Source organism: Enterobacter sp. PL_is514 (assembly GCF_055816715.1).
Map to the genome: position 1 here is coordinate 211,871 of NZ_JBVPGN010000036.1, position 17,961 is coordinate 229,831.

At 58.5% G+C, this 17,961-nt stretch carries 19 protein-coding genes and 1 riboswitch; of the genes, 12 read left to right on the forward strand and 7 right to left on the reverse strand.

Annotated features, from left to right (window positions below; genetic code table 11):
* Positions 1-13: 13 nt before the first annotated feature.
* A complete protein-coding gene (gene bioA / locus AC0TNG_RS21350) occupies positions 14-1,303 on the reverse strand; it encodes an adenosylmethionine--8-amino-7-oxononanoate transaminase (protein ID WP_407859601.1) in 1,290 nt (429 codons plus the stop codon).
* Positions 1,304-1,389: 86 nt separating this feature from the next.
* On the opposite strand from bioA, the gene bioB reads away from it, so the two are divergent.
* The 4 genes from bioB to bioD are packed head-to-tail and all read left to right on the forward strand — an operon-like array spanning position 1,390 to position 5,017.
* The gene (gene bioB, locus AC0TNG_RS21355) at positions 1,390-2,430 is read left to right on the forward strand and encodes a biotin synthase BioB (protein WP_033144975.1); all 1,041 of its coding nucleotides are present in this window, start codon (positions 1,390-1,392) and stop codon (positions 2,428-2,430) included.
* On the forward strand, positions 2,427-3,584 hold the full coding sequence (gene bioF / locus AC0TNG_RS21360) for an 8-amino-7-oxononanoate synthase (protein WP_473713074.1): 1,158 nt from the start codon (positions 2,427-2,429) through the stop codon (positions 3,582-3,584). The genes bioB and bioF overlap by 4 nt, the downstream gene beginning before the upstream one ends.
* Positions 3,568-4,323 carry a malonyl-ACP O-methyltransferase BioC gene (bioC, locus tag AC0TNG_RS21365; protein WP_473713075.1) on the forward strand — a complete coding sequence of 252 codons (756 nt, stop codon included), beginning with the start codon at positions 3,568-3,570 and terminating at the stop codon, positions 4,321-4,323. The genes bioF and bioC overlap by 17 nt, the downstream gene beginning before the upstream one ends.
* On the forward strand, positions 4,316-5,017 hold the full coding sequence (gene bioD / locus AC0TNG_RS21370; protein WP_024908765.1) for a dethiobiotin synthase: 702 nt from the start codon (positions 4,316-4,318) through the stop codon (positions 5,015-5,017). Before bioC ends, bioD begins: the two co-directional genes overlap by 8 nt.
* On the opposite strand, the gene AC0TNG_RS21375 is transcribed toward bioD, so the two are convergent.
* Positions 4,980-5,702: an ABC transporter ATP-binding protein gene (locus tag AC0TNG_RS21375; RefSeq protein ID WP_024908764.1), complete on the reverse strand. Its 723-nt coding sequence runs from the start codon at positions 5,700-5,702 to the stop codon at positions 4,980-4,982. The genes bioD and AC0TNG_RS21375 overlap by 38 nt on opposite strands.
* 752 nt (positions 5,703-6,454) lie before the next feature.
* On the opposite strand from AC0TNG_RS21375, the gene uvrB reads away from it, so the two are divergent.
* Complete coding sequence (gene uvrB / locus AC0TNG_RS21380; RefSeq protein WP_029742168.1) at positions 6,455-8,470, forward strand: excinuclease ABC subunit UvrB; 2,016 nt, start codon at positions 6,455-6,457, stop codon at positions 8,468-8,470.
* A gap of 93 nt (positions 8,471-8,563) precedes the next feature.
* On the opposite strand, the gene yvcK is transcribed toward uvrB, so the two are convergent.
* Complete coding sequence (gene yvcK / locus AC0TNG_RS21385) at positions 8,564-9,472, reverse strand: uridine diphosphate-N-acetylglucosamine-binding protein YvcK (protein WP_417927113.1); 909 nt, start codon at positions 9,470-9,472, stop codon at positions 8,564-8,566.
* Positions 9,473-9,697: 225 nt separating this feature from the next.
* Positions 9,698-9,831, forward strand: a riboswitch (molybdenum cofactor riboswitch).
* Between yvcK and moaA the strand changes: the two genes are divergently transcribed.
* The 6 genes from moaA to AC0TNG_RS21415 all read left to right on the forward strand — a co-directional run bounded on the left by moaA (position 9,819) and on the right by AC0TNG_RS21415 (position 13,298).
* On the forward strand, positions 9,819-10,808 hold the full coding sequence (gene moaA / locus AC0TNG_RS21390; protein ID WP_032645389.1) for a GTP 3',8-cyclase MoaA: 990 nt from the start codon (positions 9,819-9,821) through the stop codon (positions 10,806-10,808). Its footprint overlaps the riboswitch before it by 13 nt.
* 24 nt (positions 10,809-10,832) lie before the next feature.
* Positions 10,833-11,345: a molybdenum cofactor biosynthesis protein B gene (gene moaB, locus AC0TNG_RS21395; RefSeq protein WP_024908761.1), complete on the forward strand. Its 513-nt coding sequence runs from the start codon at positions 10,833-10,835 to the stop codon at positions 11,343-11,345.
* Positions 11,346-11,348: 3 nt separating this feature from the next.
* Positions 11,349-11,834 (forward strand): cyclic pyranopterin monophosphate synthase MoaC, encoded by a 486-nt coding sequence (gene moaC, locus AC0TNG_RS21400; RefSeq protein ID WP_473713076.1) that lies wholly within the window; start codon positions 11,349-11,351, stop codon positions 11,832-11,834.
* Positions 11,827-12,072, forward strand: coding sequence for a molybdopterin synthase sulfur carrier subunit (moaD, locus tag AC0TNG_RS21405; protein WP_024908760.1), 246 nt, complete (start codon positions 11,827-11,829; stop codon positions 12,070-12,072). The genes moaC and moaD overlap by 8 nt, the downstream gene beginning before the upstream one ends.
* Before the next feature lies 1 nt (position 12,073).
* The gene (moaE, locus tag AC0TNG_RS21410) at positions 12,074-12,526 is read left to right on the forward strand and encodes a molybdopterin synthase catalytic subunit MoaE (RefSeq protein ID WP_024908759.1); all 453 of its coding nucleotides are present in this window, start codon (positions 12,074-12,076) and stop codon (positions 12,524-12,526) included.
* A gap of 64 nt (positions 12,527-12,590) precedes the next feature.
* Positions 12,591-13,298: a Bax inhibitor-1/YccA family protein gene (locus AC0TNG_RS21415; RefSeq protein WP_024908758.1), complete on the forward strand. Its 708-nt coding sequence runs from the start codon at positions 12,591-12,593 to the stop codon at positions 13,296-13,298.
* Positions 13,299-13,387: 89 nt separating this feature from the next.
* On the opposite strand, the gene AC0TNG_RS21420 is transcribed toward AC0TNG_RS21415, so the two are convergent.
* The 3 genes from AC0TNG_RS21420 to AC0TNG_RS21430 are packed head-to-tail and all read right to left on the reverse strand — an operon-like array spanning position 13,388 to position 16,346.
* A complete protein-coding gene (locus AC0TNG_RS21420; protein ID WP_024908733.1) occupies positions 13,388-14,350 on the reverse strand; it encodes a lysylphosphatidylglycerol synthase domain-containing protein in 963 nt (320 codons plus the stop codon).
* A complete protein-coding gene (clsB, locus tag AC0TNG_RS21425; RefSeq protein ID WP_048991526.1) occupies positions 14,350-15,588 on the reverse strand; it encodes a cardiolipin synthase ClsB in 1,239 nt (412 codons plus the stop codon). The genes AC0TNG_RS21420 and clsB overlap by 1 nt, the downstream gene beginning before the upstream one ends.
* Complete coding sequence (locus AC0TNG_RS21430; RefSeq protein ID WP_463726946.1) at positions 15,585-16,346, reverse strand: endonuclease/exonuclease/phosphatase family protein; 762 nt, start codon at positions 16,344-16,346, stop codon at positions 15,585-15,587. The genes clsB and AC0TNG_RS21430 overlap by 4 nt, the downstream gene beginning before the upstream one ends.
* Positions 16,347-16,479: 133 nt before the next feature.
* Between AC0TNG_RS21430 and AC0TNG_RS21435 the strand changes: the two genes are divergently transcribed.
* The gene (locus AC0TNG_RS21435) at positions 16,480-16,890 is read left to right on the forward strand and encodes a YbhQ family protein (protein WP_032649440.1); all 411 of its coding nucleotides are present in this window, start codon (positions 16,480-16,482) and stop codon (positions 16,888-16,890) included.
* Here the strand turns inward: AC0TNG_RS21435 and AC0TNG_RS21440 are convergent.
* Positions 16,852-17,958 (reverse strand): ABC transporter permease, encoded by a 1,107-nt coding sequence (locus AC0TNG_RS21440; RefSeq protein ID WP_048991524.1) that lies wholly within the window; start codon positions 17,956-17,958, stop codon positions 16,852-16,854. The two genes, AC0TNG_RS21435 and AC0TNG_RS21440, sit on opposite strands and share 39 nt — an antisense overlap.
* Between the last annotated feature and the right edge of the window lie 3 nt (positions 17,959-17,961).

The window sequence follows — 17,961 nt, forward strand, 5'->3', positions numbered from 1 at the left end:
GTAATGCATAGGGTTAAATCGTGAAATGCGCGGGAATGTTAACGGCTGTTACAACCGCGTCGGTTAATTTACGCAGCTGCTCCGACGTAATGCTGTACGGCGGCATCAGGTAGATAAGCTTGCCGAAAGGCCGTACCCACACGCCCTGGTCCACGAAGAAGCGCTGTAGCGCCGCCATATTCACCGGATGGGTGGTTTCAATCACCCCGATGGCGCCCAGCACGCGCACGTCCGCGACGAAATTCGCCCCTGAGGCGGCGCTCAGCTCTGCTTTCAGCTGCGCTTCAATCGCCGCCACCTGCGTTTGCCACTCGCCGCTCTCCAGAATGGCGAGGCTTTCGCTTGCGACGGCGCAGGCGAGAGGATTACCCATAAACGTCGGGCCGTGCATAAAGCAGCCTGCTTCGCCGTCGCTGATGGTGTCGGCGACCTGGCGGGTCGTGAGCGTGGCGGAGAGCGTCATGGTGCCGCCGGTCAGCGCTTTGCCGAGGCACAGAATATCCGGGGCGATACCCGCATGTTCGCAGGCAAACAGCTTGCCGGTGCGGCCAAAGCCGGTGGCGATCTCATCGGCAATCAGCAGAATGCCCTCGCGGTCGCACATCCTGCGAATACGCTTCAGCCATTCCGGGTGGTACATCCGCATCCCGCCCGCGCCCTGCACAATCGGCTCAAGTATCACGGCGGCGATTTCATGGCGATGCGCCGCCATCAGCCGCGCGAAGCCGACCATGTCCATTTCGTTCCACTCGCCGTCGAAGCGGCTCTGGGGGGCCGGGGCAAACAGGTTTTCCGGCAGATAGCCCTTCCACAGGCTATGCATGGAGTTGTCCGGATCGCATACCGACATCGCCCCGAAGGTATCCCCGTGATAGCCGTTGCGGAAGGTGAGGAACCGCTGGCGCGTTTCGCCTTTCGCGTGCCAGTACTGCAGCGCCATTTTCATCGCCACTTCCACCGCCACGGAGCCGGAATCCGCCAGGAACACGCACTCCAGCGAGTCAGGCGTCATCGCCACCAGGCGACGGCATAAATCCACCGCGGGCTGATGGGTGATCCCGCCGAACATCACGTGCGACATCTGGTCAATCTGCGCCTTCATTGCCGCATTCAGGCGCGGGTGGTTGTACCCATGAATGGCCGCCCACCAGGAGGACATCCCGTCAACGAGCTGTTCGCCGCTGGCGAGATGCAGCTCGCAGCCGTGGGCGGAGGTCACCGGATAGACGGGAAGGGGGCGGGTCGTGGAGGTGTAAGGGTGCCAGATATGCTGCTTGTCGAAGGCGAGATCGTCCTGGGTCATAATCGACTTGTAAACCATTTTGAAAAGTTTTAGGTTTACGAGTATAAACCGAACCGAAAATTAACAAAACCCTTTGGAGAAGCCCCATGGCTCACCACGCACGCTGGACGATGTCGCAAGTCACTGAATTATTCAATAAACCTTTCCTTGAGCTGATGTTCGAAGCCCAACAGGTGCATCGTCAGCACTTCGATCCTCGCCATGTTCAGGTCAGCACGCTGCTGTCGATCAAAACCGGTGCCTGCCCTGAAGACTGCAAATATTGCCCGCAGAGCGCGCGCTACAAAACCGGCCTGGAATCCGAACGGCTGATGGAAGTGGAGCAGGTACTCGACTCGGCGCGCAAGGCGAAAAACGCCGGCTCGACCCGCTTCTGCATGGGCGCGGCGTGGAAGAACCCGCACGATCGCGACATGCCTTACCTGGAGCAGATGGTAAAAGGCGTGAAGGAGATGGGTCTCGAAGCCTGTATGACGCTCGGCACGCTCAACGAGGAGCAGGCGCAGCGCCTCTCGGCGGCGGGGCTGGACTACTACAACCACAACCTCGACACCTCGCCGGAATTTTACGGCAACATCATCACCACGCGTACCTACCAGGAGCGTCTGGATACGCTGGATAAAGTGCGTGATGCCGGAATCAAAGTGTGCTCCGGCGGTATCGTGGGCCTGGGAGAAACGGTGAAAGACCGCGCGGGCCTGCTGCTGCAGCTGGCTAACCTGCCGACCCCGCCGGAAAGCGTGCCGATCAACATGCTGGTGAAGGTCAAGGGCACGCCGCTGGCGGACAACGACGACGTGGATGCGTTTGATTTTATTCGCACCATCGCGGTGGCGCGCATCATGATGCCGACCTCTTTCGTGCGCCTCTCTGCCGGTCGCGAGCAGATGAACGAGCAGACCCAGGCCATGTGCTTTATGGCCGGAGCCAACTCTATCTTCTACGGCTGCAAGCTGCTGACCACGCCGAACCCGGAAGAGGACAAAGACGTTCAGCTGTTCCGCAAGCTGGGGCTTAACCCGCATCAGACCGAGGTGCTGACGGGCGATAACGAGCAACAGCAGCAGCTGGAGCAGCAGATTTTCAACGCCGACACCGACCAGTTCTACAACGCGGCAGCCGTATGACCTGGCAGGCACGTATCAACTCTGCGCTTGACGACCGTCGGGCGGCAGAGGCATTTCGCGTTCGCAGGGTGGTGGAAAACGGCGCGGGCCGTTTTCTTACCCGCGACGGGCGGCAGTTTTGTAATTTCTCCAGCAACGACTATCTCGGGCTGAGCCAGCATCCGGCCATTATCCGCGCCTGGCAGCAGGGCGCTGAGCGGTTTGGCGTGGGCAGCGGCGGCTCGGGACACGTCAGCGGATACACCACGGCGCATCAGGCGCTGGAAGAGGAACTGGCTGACTGGCTCGGCTACCCGCGCGCGCTGCTGTTTATCTCCGGCTTTGCCGCCAACCAGGCGGTCATCACGGCCCTGATGGGGAAGGTCGATCGCATTGTCGCCGACCGCCTGAGCCACGCCTCCCTGCTGGAGGCGGCAAATTTAAGCCCGGCGCAGCTGCGGCGTTTTGCCCATAACGATGCGGGACAGCTTGCTGCGCTGCTGGATAAACCCTGCGAAGGACAACAGCTGGCGGTCACGGAAGGGGTGTTCAGCATGGACGGCGACAGCGCGCCGCTTGCCGCGCTGCACGAGGCCGCAAAGCGGCAGCATGCCTGGCTGCTGGTCGACGATGCCCACGGCACTGGCGTGATGGGCGACGAAGGGCGCGGGAGCGCGTATCAGCAAAACGTGAAGCCGGAACTGCTGATTGTCACCTTCGGCAAAGGCTTTGGCGTTAGTGGTGCCGCCGTGCTGTGCAGCGAATCCGTCGCCGACTATCTGCTGCAGTTTGCCCGACACCTGATTTACAGCACCAGCATGCCTCCGGCGCAGGCCGTGGCGCTGTCAGCGTCGCTGGCGGTGATACGCAGCGCGGAAGGGGATGAGCGTCGCCAGCGGCTGGCAGAGCATATCGCCCACTTCCGTCAGGGACTCGCGGCGCTGCCCTTCCGCAGCACCGATTCGCAGAGCGCTATCCAGCCGGTGATTGTCGGTGAAAATGCCCGCGCGCTGGCCCTGGCACAGGCGCTGCGCCAGCGCGGCATGTGGGTGACCGCCATCCGCCCGCCAACGGTCCCGCCAGGTACCGCGCGGCTGCGCTTAACCCTGACGGCGGCGCATGAACGACAGGATATTGAGACGTTGCTGGAGGCGCTCCATGTTGCCGGTGAATAAGCAGGCCATCGCGGCGGCATTTGGTCGCGCCGCGCAGAGCTATTCGCAGCACGATGAGCTGCAGCGTCTGAGCGCGCAGGGGCTTCTGACCGCGCTTGGCGAGAGCCGTTTTCCCCAGGTGCTGGACGCCGGCTGTGGTCCGGGCAGCAACAGCCGCTACTGGCGCGGGGCGGGAAGCCAGGTCACGGCTATCGACCTCTCAGAGCAGATGCTCGACGAGGCGCGTCAAAGGCAGGCAGCGGATCGCTATCTGCTGGCCGATATCGAGGCGATCCCGCTGGCGGATGCGCAGTTCGATCTGGTCTGGAGCCATCTGGCGGTCCAGTGGTGCAGCAGCCTGCCGCAGGCCTTGCGCGAGCTTTATCGCGTGGCGCGACCGGGCGGGAAGGTGGCCTTTACCACCTTGCTGGAAAGTTCGCTGCCGGAGCTGAATCAGGCCTGGCAGGCAGTCGATGAACAGCCGCACGCTAACCGGTTTTTATCGCATGAGCAGGTGATGCAGGCGCTGGCAGGCTGGCGCGCTCGCAGCGTGGTGCAGACCATCACGCTCAATTTTAGCGATGCGTTCAGCGCCATGCGTTCGCTGAAGGGCATAGGCGCCACGCACCTGCATACCGGACGCGAGAAAAAACCGCTCACCCGCGGTCAGCTGCAGCGCCTTGAGCTGGCCTGGCCGCAGCAGCGGGGTCAATTCCCGCTCTCCTATCAACTTTTTCATGGGATTATCGAACGTGACTGAACGTTATTTTGTCACCGGCACGGACACAGAAGTGGGCAAAACGGTGGCCAGCTCTGCGCTGCTGCAGGCGGCACGAAAGCTCGGAAAAAACACCGCCGGATATAAGCCCGTTGCTTCCGGCAGCGAGATGACGGCGGAAGGGTTACGCAACACCGACGCGCTGGCGCTCCAGCGTAACAGCACGCGTGAACTCGCCTATTCAGCGGTCAATCCGTACACCTTTGCCGAGCCGACCTCGCCGCACATCATCAGCGCTGACGAAGGTCGTCCGATTAATTTCGCCGTGCTTTCAGCCGGGTTACGGGCGCTGGAAAGCCAGGCCGACTGGGTGCTGGTGGAAGGGGCTGGCGGCTGGTTTACGCCGCTTTCGGACACGCAGACGTTTGCTGACTGGGTGCAGGCCGAGCAGCTTCCGGTCATTCTGGTCGTCGGCGTTAAGCTGGGCTGTATCAATCACGCCATGCTGACCGCGCAGGCCATACGGCAGGCCGGGCTGCGTCTGGCGGGCTGGATAGCCAACGACGTGGTTGCGCCGGGGAAACGACATCAGGAGTATCTGGCGACGCTCAGGCGCGTTCTTCCCGCCCCGTGCCTCGGGGAAATTCCCTGGCTTGCTGACGGCGCGGAAAATGCCGAAACCGGGCGTTATCTCGATCTCAGCGTCTTGCTTCCCGCGACATCCAGTGCGCGATAAGCTCGTCATCCAGTTCGTTAACGTGGCCCTGCGCCACGTTACGCCCGCGATAGAGCATACAGAAACGGTCCGCAACCCGGCGGATAAACGACAGCTGCTGCTCCGCTAACAGCACCGTCATACCTAACTCCCGGTTTAAGCGCACCAGCAGCTGCCCCAGCTTCTGGGCGAAGCTGTGTCCTGCGCCGTGCAGGGGCTCATCGAGGATCAGCAGGTGAGGACGGTTCACCAGCGCATTAGCCAGCGCCAGCTGGTACTGGTCGTCCGGAGAGAGCGTGTTGGCGCGGGTCTGTCGCAATGCGTAGAGCGCCGGAAACAGGTCGTAAACGTCGCTTTTCGCTTCCGGATTGGGTTTCCCCATCGCCCGCATGGCGATATGCAGATTCTCCTCAATCGTTAACTGGGAGAAGATCCGCCTGTCCTGCGGGACATAGCCTATCTCCGTTCCTGAACGCTGTTCTGGCGGCAGGTTAAGCAAATCGCGCGGCGGCGCGCCTGCCTCATGCCAGATGATGCTGCCGCTTTCGACGGGCACTCTCCCGGCGATGCAATTCATGAGGGTGGTTTTCCCCATTCCCGGCAGGCCAACGACGCCTGTACACATTCCTTGCGGAAAATCCAAATTCACGTTCCATAGCGTATGTTGGCTTCCGTAAAACTGATTCACAGCACGCAGACTCAACATCTTTCTCTCCTTAAAAATGTGTGTAGGTGAGGCTCGGGTTTGAATCTGCAAAACCCCTGCCAGAAACCGAAAAATGTTTAAAAAACCGGCTTTTTTAGGAATAAGTCATCGGAGAGGGGCCGAGAAAAAACGGGATTGCACATCGACGGTGCTGGCGGTGTTGAGTTGTGGTGCAGAACCCGAAATGCTGAAAATGTGAGCAAGATCGCATCGGTTGGTTATGAATGACGCAACTGTTAATCAGCAAAAAATAGCTATAAAAATTTTTTACCGCCGTCTCGTGGGAAAATCCGGGAATTTGCCGAGCGCCAGTCTGCATGGGCTGGAAGCAGTTATCCACTATTCCTGTGGATAACCATGTGCATTAGAGTTAGAAAACACGCGATAAGCGAGAGAAGACGCGGCTTACGCCCAAATTGACGCGAAACGCGGCTTTAGAAAATATCGTTTATTATTTAATTGCTTAGATAAAAGCAATTCCCGTCATGAAAGTGTCACCCGTTGCCACAAAACTATCATTACCTGGCTTGACAAATGTTAAAAAAGAAAAAGTTCTGGGGATAACCTGACCTGACTGGTGTTTTATATTGTCACAGTCCAAATTTTGGTCGCTATCGCGCTAATCATTCAGGCGCTACTCTAAATATCCTGACATGCTACTGGTTTTTCATCCAGTGTTTTTTACTGGCATTCCTGGCAACAAGGAGTAAAATTACTCACCTGCCGCTTATAACGTCATCAGGTTGTCGCCCATGAGTAAACCGTTCAAATTGAATTCTGCTTTCCGTCCATCTGGCGATCAGCCTGAGGCGATCCGTCGTCTGGAAGAAGGGCTGGAAGATGGGCTGGCGCACCAGACGCTGCTGGGGGTAACCGGCTCGGGTAAAACGTTCACTATCGCCAACGTGATTGCGGATCTCCAGCGCCCCACGATGGTGCTGGCACCCAATAAAACCCTGGCCGCACAGCTTTACGGCGAGATGAAAGAGTTCTTCCCGGAAAACGCCGTGGAGTATTTCGTCTCCTACTACGATTACTACCAGCCTGAAGCCTATGTACCGAGCTCTGACACCTTCATTGAGAAAGATGCCTCGGTGAACGAACACATCGAGCAGATGCGTCTGTCGGCCACTAAGGCGCTTCTGGAGCGTCGCGATGTGGTCGTTGTCGCATCGGTTTCCGCGATCTACGGCCTGGGCGATCCGGATCTCTATCTCAAGATGATGCTGCACCTGACGCAGGGGATGATCATCGACCAGCGCGCCATCGTCCGTCGTCTGGCTGAGCTGCAGTATGCCCGTAACGATCAGGCGTTCCAGCGCGGCACCTTCCGCGTACGCGGTGAGGTGATCGACATCTTCCCGGCGGAATCGGACGATATGGCGCTGCGCGTCGAGTTGTTCGACGAAGAGGTTGAACGCCTGTCGCTCTTCGACCCGCTGACCGGACACGTTGAGTCGGTGATCCAGCGCTTCACCATCTACCCGAAAACGCACTACGTGACGCCGCGCGAGCGTATCGTGCAGGCGATGGAAGAGATCAAAGTGGAGCTGGCCGAGCGCCGTAAGGTGCTGCTGGCCAACAATAAGCTGCTGGAAGAGCAGCGCCTGAGCCAGCGTACCCAGTTTGACCTTGAGATGATGAACGAGCTGGGCTACTGCTCCGGCATTGAAAACTACTCCCGCTTCCTCTCCGGGCGCGGGCCGGGCGAGCCGCCGCCGACGCTGTTTGATTACCTTCCGGCAGACGGTTTGCTGGTGATCGATGAATCCCACGTTACGATCCCGCAGATCGGCGGGATGTACCGCGGCGACCGGGCGCGTAAAGAGACGCTGGTGGAGTACGGATTCCGCCTGCCGTCGGCGCTGGATAACCGTCCGATGAAGTTTGAAGAGTTTGAGGCGCTCGCGCCGCAAACCATCTACGTCTCGGCCACGCCGGGCAACTACGAGCTGGAGAAATCCGGTGAAGATGTTGTCGATCAGGTTGTGCGTCCAACGGGTCTGCTCGACCCGATTATTGAAGTTCGTCCGGTGGCCACCCAGGTGGACGATCTGCTCTCGGAAATTCGCGCCCGTTCCGCCATCAACGAGCGCGTGCTGGTGACCACGCTCACCAAGCGTATGGCGGAAGACCTGACCGAGTATCTCGAAGAGCACGGCGAGAAGGTGCGTTATCTGCACTCGGATATCGATACCGTGGAGCGCATGGAGATTATCCGCGACCTGCGTCTGGGCGAGTTTGACGTGCTGGTGGGGATTAACCTGCTGCGAGAAGGTCTCGATATGCCGGAGGTCTCGCTGGTGGCGATTCTGGATGCGGACAAAGAGGGCTTCCTGCGTTCTGAACGCTCCCTGATCCAGACCATCGGCCGCGCCGCGCGTAACGTCAACGGTAAAGCGATTCTGTACGGTGACAAAATTACCCCGTCGATGGCGAAAGCGATTGGTGAAACGGAGCGCCGCCGCGAGAAACAGCAGCGCTACAACGAAGAACACGGTATTACGCCGCAGGGTCTGAACAAGAAGGTGGTGGATATTCTGGCGCTGGGTCAGAACATTGCCAAAACCAAAGCGAAAGGCCGCGGCAAGGCGCGTTCAGTGGTGGAAGAAGATACCGTCGTGCTGACGCCGAAAGCGCTGCAGCAGAAAATCCACGAGCTGGAAGGTCAGATGATGCAGCACGCGCAGAACCTGGAGTTCGAAGAGGCGGCGCAGATCCGCGACCAGCTTCATCAACTGCGGGATCTGTTTATCGCGGCATCGTGAGACGGTTTTGCCCGGTGGCGCTGCGCTTACCGGGCCTACGGGGTTAGCGTCTTTTGTAGCCCCGGTAAGCGCAGCGCCACCGGGGGGTTTTTGCTAACCCAGCGCCTGAATCGCCTTCTCCAGCGCCTCGCGCAGCAGATGGCGGTCGTGGCGATACTTGATGTCTGAGGCCTCCAGCGGCTCCTGCACCACCAGACGATTGCCAATCCCTGACACATCCACTTTTGGTCCCACGACTACGCCGTCAATGATTTTCTTGCCGACGTAATGCTCCATTAATTCAAGTTTGTCTGCCAGCGACAGGCTCGCCGCCGCCGGGCTCAGTTCACGTCCCAGATTACCGATGTAAACCATCGGCGCCGGGGTGCGGCGCAGTGCCTGCGCAAGCTCTTTCACCAGCAGAATGGGCATCAGGCTGGTATAAAAACTGCCTGGACCGATCAGGATAAGATCCGCTTCCCCGATTGCCTCTATCGCTTCACGCGTGGCGGGCACGCTCGGATAGGTCATCAACTCCGTTGGCGGCAGAAGGAGCTGGTCAATATTCACCTCGCCGTAAACTTCATGCCCTTCGGCGTCGATGGCCATCAAGTCAACCGGTTGTTCAGACATGGGGATCAGGAATGCGTCCACTTTGAGCAGATTACGGATTAAGTTGATGGCTTCGAGAGGCCGTACGCTCAGGTGATCCAGCGCCTTTAACATCAGATTTCCGAGGTTATGCCCGGAAAGTTCGCCATTACCGCCAAAACGGTACTCAAACATCGCCGACGCGACGCTCGGCTCGGTAATTAACTGATTCAGGCAGTTGCGCATATCTCCCCAGGCAATGCCGCCTTCGGCACGACGAATGCGCCCGGTTGAGCCGCCGTTATCGGTGGTGGTCACTATCCCTGTCAGCCTTGAGCCCAGTGACGACAAAGAGGACATAACCCGGCCTAAGCCGTGTCCTCCGCCAAGAGCGACCACTCGGTCAAGATCCGCAAAAGTGCGATTGCGCATACGTATTCCTTATCACGTTCGATCGCGTAACAGTAACCTAACTACCCCTAAAAGACGATGCCTCACCCGATGCAAAATGACGTATATCAATGTGAAAATGCGGTTTTTAGGTATTCTGTAGCGAAAATGGACGAATGACTCGCTATATACTTAATTATATAGCGAAAAGCGATAATGGCGCCGTCAGAATTTCCGCGCTACTATCGCCCTAACCACGTTTTCTAAATTGAAAACATACACTCTAGCCCTTGTGCCTGTGTCGAAAGATATGGCGCTCTGGCCGTGGCGAATTTGCCACCAGGGTACAGAAAGAAATGACTGTGCCTCCCGATCTGGAAAGGTGTACATGGCTTCACAACTTACTGATGCTTTCGCGCGTAAGTTTTATTACTTACGTCTGTCGATTACCGATGTGTGCAACTTCCGTTGCACCTACTGCCTGCCCGATGGCTACAAACCGGGCAGCGTCACCAATAACGGCTTTCTCTCCGTGGATGAAGTGCGCCGCGTCACGCGCGCCTTCTCTGAGCTCGGCACCGAAAAAGTGCGCCTTACCGGCGGTGAACCCTCGCTGCGCCGCGATTTCCCTGACATCATTGCCGCGGTACGTGAAAACGAACGTATCCGCCAGATTGCGGTGACCACCAACGGTTACCGCATGGCGCGCGACGTGGCGACCTGGCGCGATGCGGGGCTGACGGCGATCAACGTCAGCGTCGATAGCCTGGACGCCCGCCAGTTCCACGCCATTACCGGCCAGGATAAATTCCAGCAGGTCATGGACGGTATCGATGCGGCATTTGCGGCCGGCTTCGAAAAAGTCAAAGTCAACACGGTGCTGATGCGTGATGTAAACCATCACCAGCTTGATACCTTCCTGGCGTGGATTAAATCCCGCCCCATTCAGCTGCGTTTTATTGAGCTGATGGAAACCGGCGAGGGTAGCGAGCTGTTCCGCCGCCATCACATCTCCGGCATGGTGCTGCGCGACGAGCTGCTAAAACGCGGCTGGCTCCATCAGATCCGCCAGCGCAGCGACGGCCCGGCGCAGGTCTTCTGCCACCCGGATTACGAAGGCGAGATCGGGCTTATCATGCCTTACGAGAAAGATTTCTGCGCCAGCTGCAACCGCCTGCGCGTCTCCTCCGTGGGCAAGCTCCATCTTTGCCTGTTTGGTGACGGCGGCGTAGACCTTCGCGATCTGCTGGAAGACGATGCGCAGCAGGACGCGCTTGAAGCACGCATTTCTGAAGCGCTGACGCATAAAAAACAGACCCACTTCCTGCATCAGGGCAATACCGGCATTACTCAGAACCTGTCCTACATCGGCGGGTAATCAGGCTTAAGAAGGAAACAGAAAATGAGTCAGGTAAGCGCAGAATTTATCCCGACACGCATTGCGATCCTTACCGTTTCCGACCGTCGTGGCGAAGAGGATGATACCTCCGGCCACTGGCTGCGCGAGGCGGCCCATGACGCGGGGCATCACATCGTCGATAAAGCGATCGTGAAGGAGAACCGCTACGCCATTCGCGCGCAGGTCTCTCAGTGGATCGCCAGCGATGAGGTGCAGGTGGTGCTGATCACCGGCGGCACCGGCTTTACCGCAGGCGATCAGGCGCCCGAAGCGCTGATCCCGCTGTTCGACCGCGAGGTGGAAGGATTCGGCGAGGTGTTCCGCATGCTCTCCTTTGAAGAGATCGGTACCTCCACGCTGCAGTCGCGCGCCGTTGCCGGGGTGGCGAACAAAACCCTGATTTTCGCCATGCCGGGCTCGACCAAAGCCTGCCGCACCGCGTGGGAAAACATCATCGCCCCGCAGCTGGACGCCCGTACCCGTCCGTGTAATTTCCATCCCCATTTAAAGAAATAAGCTATGTCACAACTGACCCACATTAACGCCGCCGGTGAAGCGCATATGGTGGATGTTTCCGCCAAAGACGAAACGGTGCGCGAGGCGCGCGCGGAAGCGTTCGTCACCATGCTGCCGGAAACGCTGGCGATGATCATCGACGGCAGCCATCACAAGGGTGATGTCTTTGCCACCGCGCGCATCGCGGGGATTCAGGCCGCCAAGCGCACCTGGGATCTCATCCCGCTGTGCCATCCGCTGATGCTGAGCAAGGTGGAAGTGAACCTTCAGGCGCAGCCGGAGCATAATCGGGTGCGGATTGAATCGCTGTGCCGCTTAACCGGCAAAACCGGCGTGGAGATGGAGGCGCTGACGGCGGCCTCCGTCGCCGCGCTGACCATCTACGACATGTGCAAAGCGGTGCAGAAAGATATGGTGATTGGCCCGGTTCGCCTGCTGGCAAAAAGCGGCGGAAAATCCGGTGATTTTAAGGTGGACAGCCATGATTAAGGTGCTCTTTTTTGCGCAGGTGCGCGAGCTGGTGAATACCGACAGCCTGACGCTGGATGCGTCTTTTGAAAACGTTGCTGCCCTGCGCGCGCATCTCGCGGCACAGAGCGACCGCTGGGCGCTGGCGCTGGACGAAGGCAAGCTGCTGGCCGCCGTTAACCAGACGCTGGTGGAATTCACCCACTCGCTGGCCGAAGGGGATGAAGTGGCCTTCTTCCCGCCGGTAACGGGGGGCTAAGATGGCTGACACCCGCATTCTGGTGAGCCCCGGGCGTTTTAACGTGGGGACCGAATACAGCTGGCTGGCGGAACGCGATGAAGACGGCGCGGTCGTGACCTTTACTGGCAAGGTGCGCAACCACAACCTCGGCGACAGCGTGAAGGCGCTGACGCTGGAGCACTATCCGGGGATGACGGAGAAGTCGCTGGCGGAGATTGTGGAGGAGGCGCGGGGCCGCTGGCCGCTCGGCCGCATCACGGTAATTCACCGCATCGGCGAGATGTGGCCTGGCGAGGAGATTGTCTTCGTTGGAGTGACCAGCGCGCACCGCGGCAGCGCGTTTGCGGCAGGGGAGTTCATTATGGATTACCTCAAAACCAGAGCGCCGTTCTGGAAGCGCGAAGCCACGCCGGAAGGCGATCGCTGGGTAGAATCTCGCGACAGCGATAAACAAGCCGCCAGCCGTTGGTAGTCGGTTTACGTGGATGTGTTAATCTTAACGTGTGTGTCTACTTAATCTTAATCAGGAGTGAATCATGGACCGATTTCCGCGTTCCGATTCAATAGTACAGCAGACCCGTAGCGGCCTGCAGACGTATATGGCTCAGGTGTACGGCTGGATGACGGTTGGCCTGCTGCTTACCGCGTTTATCGCGTGGTATGCGGCGAACACGCCGGAGCTGATGATGTTTATCTTCTCCAGTAAGATCACCTTCTTTGGGCTGATTATCGCGCAGCTGGCGCTGGTGTTTGTGCTTTCCGGTCTGGTGCAAAAGCTGAGTGCCGGCATGGCAACGACCCTGTTTATGCTCTATTCGGCACTAACGGGGCTGACGCTTTCCAGCATCTTTATCGTTTACACCTACTCATCCATTGCCAGCACCTTCGTGGTCACCGGCGGGATGTTCGGTGCGATGAGCCTGTACGGCTACACCACGAAACGCGATCTGAGCGGCTTCGGCAGTATGCTGTTTATGGGGCTGATCGGGATTGTGCTGGCGTCGCTGGTGAACCTGTGGCTGAAGAGCGAAGCGCTGATGTGGGCCGTGACCTACATCGGGGTGGTGATCTTCGTTGGATTGACGGCGTATGACACCCAGAAACTGAAAAACATCGGCGAGCAGATCGACGTGCGCGACAGTTCAAACCTGCGCAAATACGCGATCCTGGGCGCGCTAACGCTGTATCTGGACTTCATCAACCTGTTCCTGATGCTGCTGCGTATTTTCGGCAACCGTCGTTAAGGTTGCTTTGCCGGGTGGCGGCTTCGCCTTACCCGGCCTACGAAGCGCGAACCGTAGGTCGGGTAAGGCGAAGCCGCCACCCGACTTATTCACTTCGCTAGCATCCTCTCATTCTTCGCCCGCAGCTTTTTCGCCCGACTTTCCAGCACCAGATAGCAGACCGTTGCCAGCGCCAGCGGCAGGAAGTAATACAGCATGCGGTAGGCGAGCAGGGCAGCGATGATGGCACCCTGAGAAACGTGCTCCCCGGCCAGCAGGGCAATAAACACCGCCTCCAGCACGCCGATCCCCGCCGGAATATGCACAATCACCCCGGCAATACTGCTCACCAGCAGCACGCCCAGCACGAAGAAGTAATTTACGTCCTCGCCAATCAGCAGCCAGATGATGGCTCCCATCGCCATCCAGTTAGCGCTGGAAACCGCCATCTGCAGCACCGCAAACTTCCACGAGGGCAGGACCAGCTTTTGCCCTTTAATGGTCATATGACGGCGTCTGGCAAAGGCGCAGGCCCAGAGATAAACGGCGATAATCAGCAGCAGTACGATGCCCAGAATGCGCAGCGTAGCCTCGTCGATATACCAGTGCGCGGGGAGCTGCACCACGCCGATGGTGAAGATCACCCCGCCGAGCAGAATATAGCCCAGCCAGTTAGTGGTGATGCTTAACGAGAAAATGCGCGTGATGGTTCCGCCCGGCAGGCCAAGGCGCGAATAAAGGCGATAGCGCATGCCAATGCCGCCGACCCAGGTGCTCAGCGTCAGGTTAAAGGCGTAGCAGATAAATGACACCAGCATTACCTGACGTTTGGCCAGCTTGTGGCCGCAGTAAGCGCGGCCCAGCAGGTCATAGCAGCCGTACATCAGGTAGCTCACGATAACCAGCCCCACAGCGCCCAGCAGCACCATCCGGTTATAGTTGCGGATGACCTTCCACACCTCTTCCCAGTCAACTTTCTGCGCGTAGACCACCAGCAGCACAGCGACCGCAATAAAAAACAGCCAGGTGAGGATCTTTTTTGCCAGCCGCCAGCGTGGATGCGATTTCGACATCAGGGTTTGCCTCCGTCTTCCGCTTCTATGCGGTCCTGGGTTTCCATTTCGGGTTGTACCGGCGGGTCCACCTGCGCCAGCTTCGGCGTATGCGCCGGCAGCCAGCCGACCATCGCCGGGAAATGCCGCAGAAAGTGGAACACCACCACGCTGATGCCCAGGTTCCACCAGGTGCGTTTGGGAACCATGGACTCATCCACGCGCACGCAGTCGTTAACGATCAACGCCTGCAGGTTATCCCGCAGGGTCTGATTAAACTGGCGATCGTGAATGATCAGGTTGGCTTCAAGGTTGAGCGATAAGCTCAGCGGATCAAGGTTGCTGGAGCCCACGGTGGCCCAGTGATCGTCCATCAGCGCGACTTTGCCGTGCAGCGGTCGGCGGCGATATTCGTAGATCTGGACGCCGCCCTTCACCAGATAGTTATACAGCAGCCGCGCCCCGACTTTGACGATCGGCATGTCCGGCTCGCCCTGCACAATCAGCTTCACGCGCACGCCGCGTCGGGCGGCATTGCGCATGGCATGCAGCAGACGATAGCCCGGGAAAAAGTAGGCGTTAGCGATGATCACTTCACGCTTCGCGTTGGCCAGCATCTTGAGATAATGACGTTCAATATCGTCCCGGTGCTCGCCGTTGTCGCGCCAGACGAAAAGCGCCTGCGCTTCGCCGGGCTTCCGGTTCTCTTCCGGGCGATGACGGCGTTTCCACCAGCGGCGAACGGCCTCTTTCCCCGGCAGGTTCTCCAGCTCAAACAGCAAGATGTCCTGCACCACCGGGCCTTCAATGCGAATCGCGTAATCCTGCTTCGCTTCCGGGCCGTAGTCGGACATATGCTCAGCGGAGTAGTTAATGCCGCCGACAAACGCCACCGTCTCATCTACCACCACAATTTTGCGATGCATCCGGCGGAAAAGGTTGGTACGCATACCGAACAGGCGAGGGCCGGGATCGTAGTAGCGGAACACCACCCCCGCGGCGGTCAGTTCATTGACGAATGCATCGCTGAGGTCCGGCGAGCCGTAGCCATCCAGCAGCACTTCAATTTTGACGCCACGCTGTGCGGCGCGCAGCAGCACGCTGTGCAGCTGCTTGCCGACGTTGTCTTCGAACCAGATGAAAGTTTCGAGGATCACCTTTTGCTGGGCGTGATCAATCGCCTTAAACACGGCCGGGTAATACTCGTCCCCGTTGACCAGCAGCGTGATCCGGTTGCCTTCCTGCCAGGAACATTTCATAGGTGGATCTCCGCGCTGAGCGGGGCATGGTCGGAAAGATGCCGCCAGTTAAGGAGCGCCAGGGCGGTCGGGCTGCTGGCATGGGCATTTTTTACGTAGATGCGGTCAAGCCGCAGCAGCGGGAAACGGACCGGAAAGGTGCGCGCAGGCCTGCCGTTCGCCCGGGTGAAAATTTCCTCCAGTCCGGCCTCTACCTTTAACGGATGGTTTGCCCGCTGTCGCCAGTCGTTGAAATCGCCCGCCACTACCACCGGTTCATCTTCGGGAAGCGCGTTGGCCCATTCGGCCAGCATTTTCAGCTGCGCCTGACGATGGGCTTCGCGCAGGCCCAGATGAACACAGCCGACATGGATGGGCAGCTCAAGATCGGGCGGGGTAACGCGGCAGTATAGCAGACCGCGTTTTTCGCTCTCCCCGACGGAAACGTCGCGATTTTCGTAATGTTCTATGGGATAACGGGACAGCACCGCGTTGCCGTGATGCCCTTCCGGATAGACCGCATTGCGGCCGTAGGCGTAATCACTCCACATGGTGTCGGCCAGAAATTCATAGTGCGGCGTGTCGGGCCAGTTCTCAAAGTGAAGCGGATGCACTTCGTGTGCGCCCATCACCTCCTGCAGGCAGACAATATCCGCGCTGACGGTGCGAACCGCGTCGCGCAGCTCCGGTAAAATGAAGCGGCGATTAAATGCTGTGAAGCCTTTATGAATGTTTATCGTCAGCACTTTAAGCGAGAAATGCTGCATTTTTTTCGTCATAAGCTCCTTCCTGAGTGACTATCCCAATGAAAATAAAGTGTAGTCGGCGTCACAAAAAGATGCGGCGTTACGGAATTTTCCGTAAAGTGCGGTAGTCTGATTAAGCAGAGAAAAATCCTTCAGGAGAGAAGCCATGAAGTGGCAACAACGTGTTCGTGTCGCAACTGGCCTGAGTTGCTGGCAGATAATGTTGCATTTACTGGTCGTGGCCGTACTGGTGATGGGCTGGATGAGCGGCACGCTGGTGCATGTTGGCCTGGGGCTATGCGTCCTTTACGGCGTCACCGTGCTGTCGATGCTGTTCTTACAGCGCCACCATGAAGCACGCTGGCGCGAGGTGGGTGATGTGCTCGAAGAGCTCACCACCACCTGGTATTTTGGTGCGGCGATGATCGTCCTGTGGCTGCTGTCACGCGTGCTGCAAAACAACCTGCTGCTGGCCCTGGCGGGTATGGCTATCCTCGCAGGGCCTGCGGTCGTCTCATTGCTGACCAAAGAGAAAAAGCTACGCAATGTTGCGTCTAAACATCGCGTACGCCACTGAGCCCGTCGTGGCCGCAATCACCAGTAGCGGCCACAAACTTCCCCAGACAATATCCAGACTCGCATCCTTCAGATAGATTTGTTTGGTGATGTCCGTAAAGTGCCGAATCGGATTTACCCACGTCAGATCCTGTAGCCATACCGGCATGTTCTCGACGGGAGAAACATACCCCGAGAGCAAAATCGCGGGCATCATAAAGACGAATACCCCGATAAACGCCTGCTGCTGCGTTGAGCAGAGCGCCGAGATCAGCAGCCCGAACCCCACCAGCGACAGCCCGTAAATCACCATCGTGAAGTAAAACAGCGCCAGCGAACCGGCGAACGGGATCTGATAGGCCCAAATACCGACTCCCAGCACGATGGTGGCCTGGAAGGTCGCGACGATCAGCGCCGGAACCGCTTTGCCGACGAAAATCTGCCAGGTAGCAAGCGGGGAGACCAGCAGCTGATCCAGCGTGCCCTGTTCGCGCTCGCGGGCGACGGACAGGGAGGTCACGATCATCACCCCGATGGTGGTGATCATGGCGATCAGCGACGGTACCACGAACCACTTGTAGTCCAGGTTCGGGTTGTACCAGTTGCGCACCACCAGCTCGCTATTGTTGGGCTTCGGTTTGCCGTCCATCAGCTCCTGCTGGTAATCCTTCACCACCTGCTGCAGATAGTTGGCCGCTATCTGGGCGCTGTTGGAGTTACGTCCGTCGAGGATCAGCTGCATCGGCGCGGTCTGGAAGGTATCCAGATTGCGGGAGAAATCCGCCGGGAACCGTACCAGCAGCAGCGCTTTTTGCGTGTCGATAGTGGGCTGGATCTCCTGCGGGCTTTTTAGCAGCAGGATGTGGGTAAAGGCTTTCGCGCGGGCAAAGCGCTGCGTTAGCTCAACGGCGTGTTTGCCGTTGTCTTCGTTGTAAATGGCGATGGTGGCGTTGGTCACCTCAAGGGTGGCGGCAAACGGGAACAGCAGTACCTGGATCAGCACCGGCAAAACCAGAATGGCGCGGGTTTGCGGCTCGCGCAGCAGGGATTGCAGCTCTTTGCGTATTAACGTCCATAAACGGTAAAACATGCG

Coding starts and splice junctions, on each gene's coding strand:
- bioA (WP_407859601.1), bottom strand. CDS start 1,303: ATGACCCAGGACGATCTCGCCTTCGACAAGCAGCATATCTGGCACCCT.
- bioB (WP_033144975.1), top strand. CDS start 1,390: ATGGCTCACCACGCACGCTGGACGATGTCGCAAGTCACTGAATTATTC.
- AC0TNG_RS21415 (WP_024908758.1), top strand. CDS start 12,591: ATGGACCGATTTCCGCGTTCCGATTCAATAGTACAGCAGACCCGTAGC.
- moaB (WP_024908761.1), top strand. CDS start 10,833: ATGAGTCAGGTAAGCGCAGAATTTATCCCGACACGCATTGCGATCCTT.
- moaC (WP_473713076.1), top strand. CDS start 11,349: ATGTCACAACTGACCCACATTAACGCCGCCGGTGAAGCGCATATGGTG.
- AC0TNG_RS21435 (WP_032649440.1), top strand. CDS start 16,480: ATGAAGTGGCAACAACGTGTTCGTGTCGCAACTGGCCTGAGTTGCTGG.
- AC0TNG_RS21440 (WP_048991524.1), bottom strand. CDS start 17,958: ATGTTTTACCGTTTATGGACGTTAATACGCAAAGAGCTGCAATCCCTG.
- moaE (WP_024908759.1), top strand. CDS start 12,074: ATGGCTGACACCCGCATTCTGGTGAGCCCCGGGCGTTTTAACGTGGGG.
- AC0TNG_RS21420 (WP_024908733.1), bottom strand. CDS start 14,350: ATGTCGAAATCGCATCCACGCTGGCGGCTGGCAAAAAAGATCCTCACC.
- yvcK (WP_417927113.1), bottom strand. CDS start 9,472: ATGCGCAATCGCACTTTTGCGGATCTTGACCGAGTGGTCGCTCTTGGC.
- AC0TNG_RS21375 (WP_024908764.1), bottom strand. CDS start 5,702: ATGTTGAGTCTGCGTGCTGTGAATCAGTTTTACGGAAGCCAACATACG.
- clsB (WP_048991526.1), bottom strand. CDS start 15,588: ATGAAATGTTCCTGGCAGGAAGGCAACCGGATCACGCTGCTGGTCAAC.
- moaA (WP_032645389.1), top strand. CDS start 9,819: ATGGCTTCACAACTTACTGATGCTTTCGCGCGTAAGTTTTATTACTTA.
- AC0TNG_RS21430 (WP_463726946.1), bottom strand. CDS start 16,346: ATGACGAAAAAAATGCAGCATTTCTCGCTTAAAGTGCTGACGATAAAC.
- bioF (WP_473713074.1), top strand. CDS start 2,427: ATGACCTGGCAGGCACGTATCAACTCTGCGCTTGACGACCGTCGGGCG.
- uvrB (WP_029742168.1), top strand. CDS start 6,455: ATGAGTAAACCGTTCAAATTGAATTCTGCTTTCCGTCCATCTGGCGAT.
- bioC (WP_473713075.1), top strand. CDS start 3,568: ATGTTGCCGGTGAATAAGCAGGCCATCGCGGCGGCATTTGGTCGCGCC.
- moaD (WP_024908760.1), top strand. CDS start 11,827: ATGATTAAGGTGCTCTTTTTTGCGCAGGTGCGCGAGCTGGTGAATACC.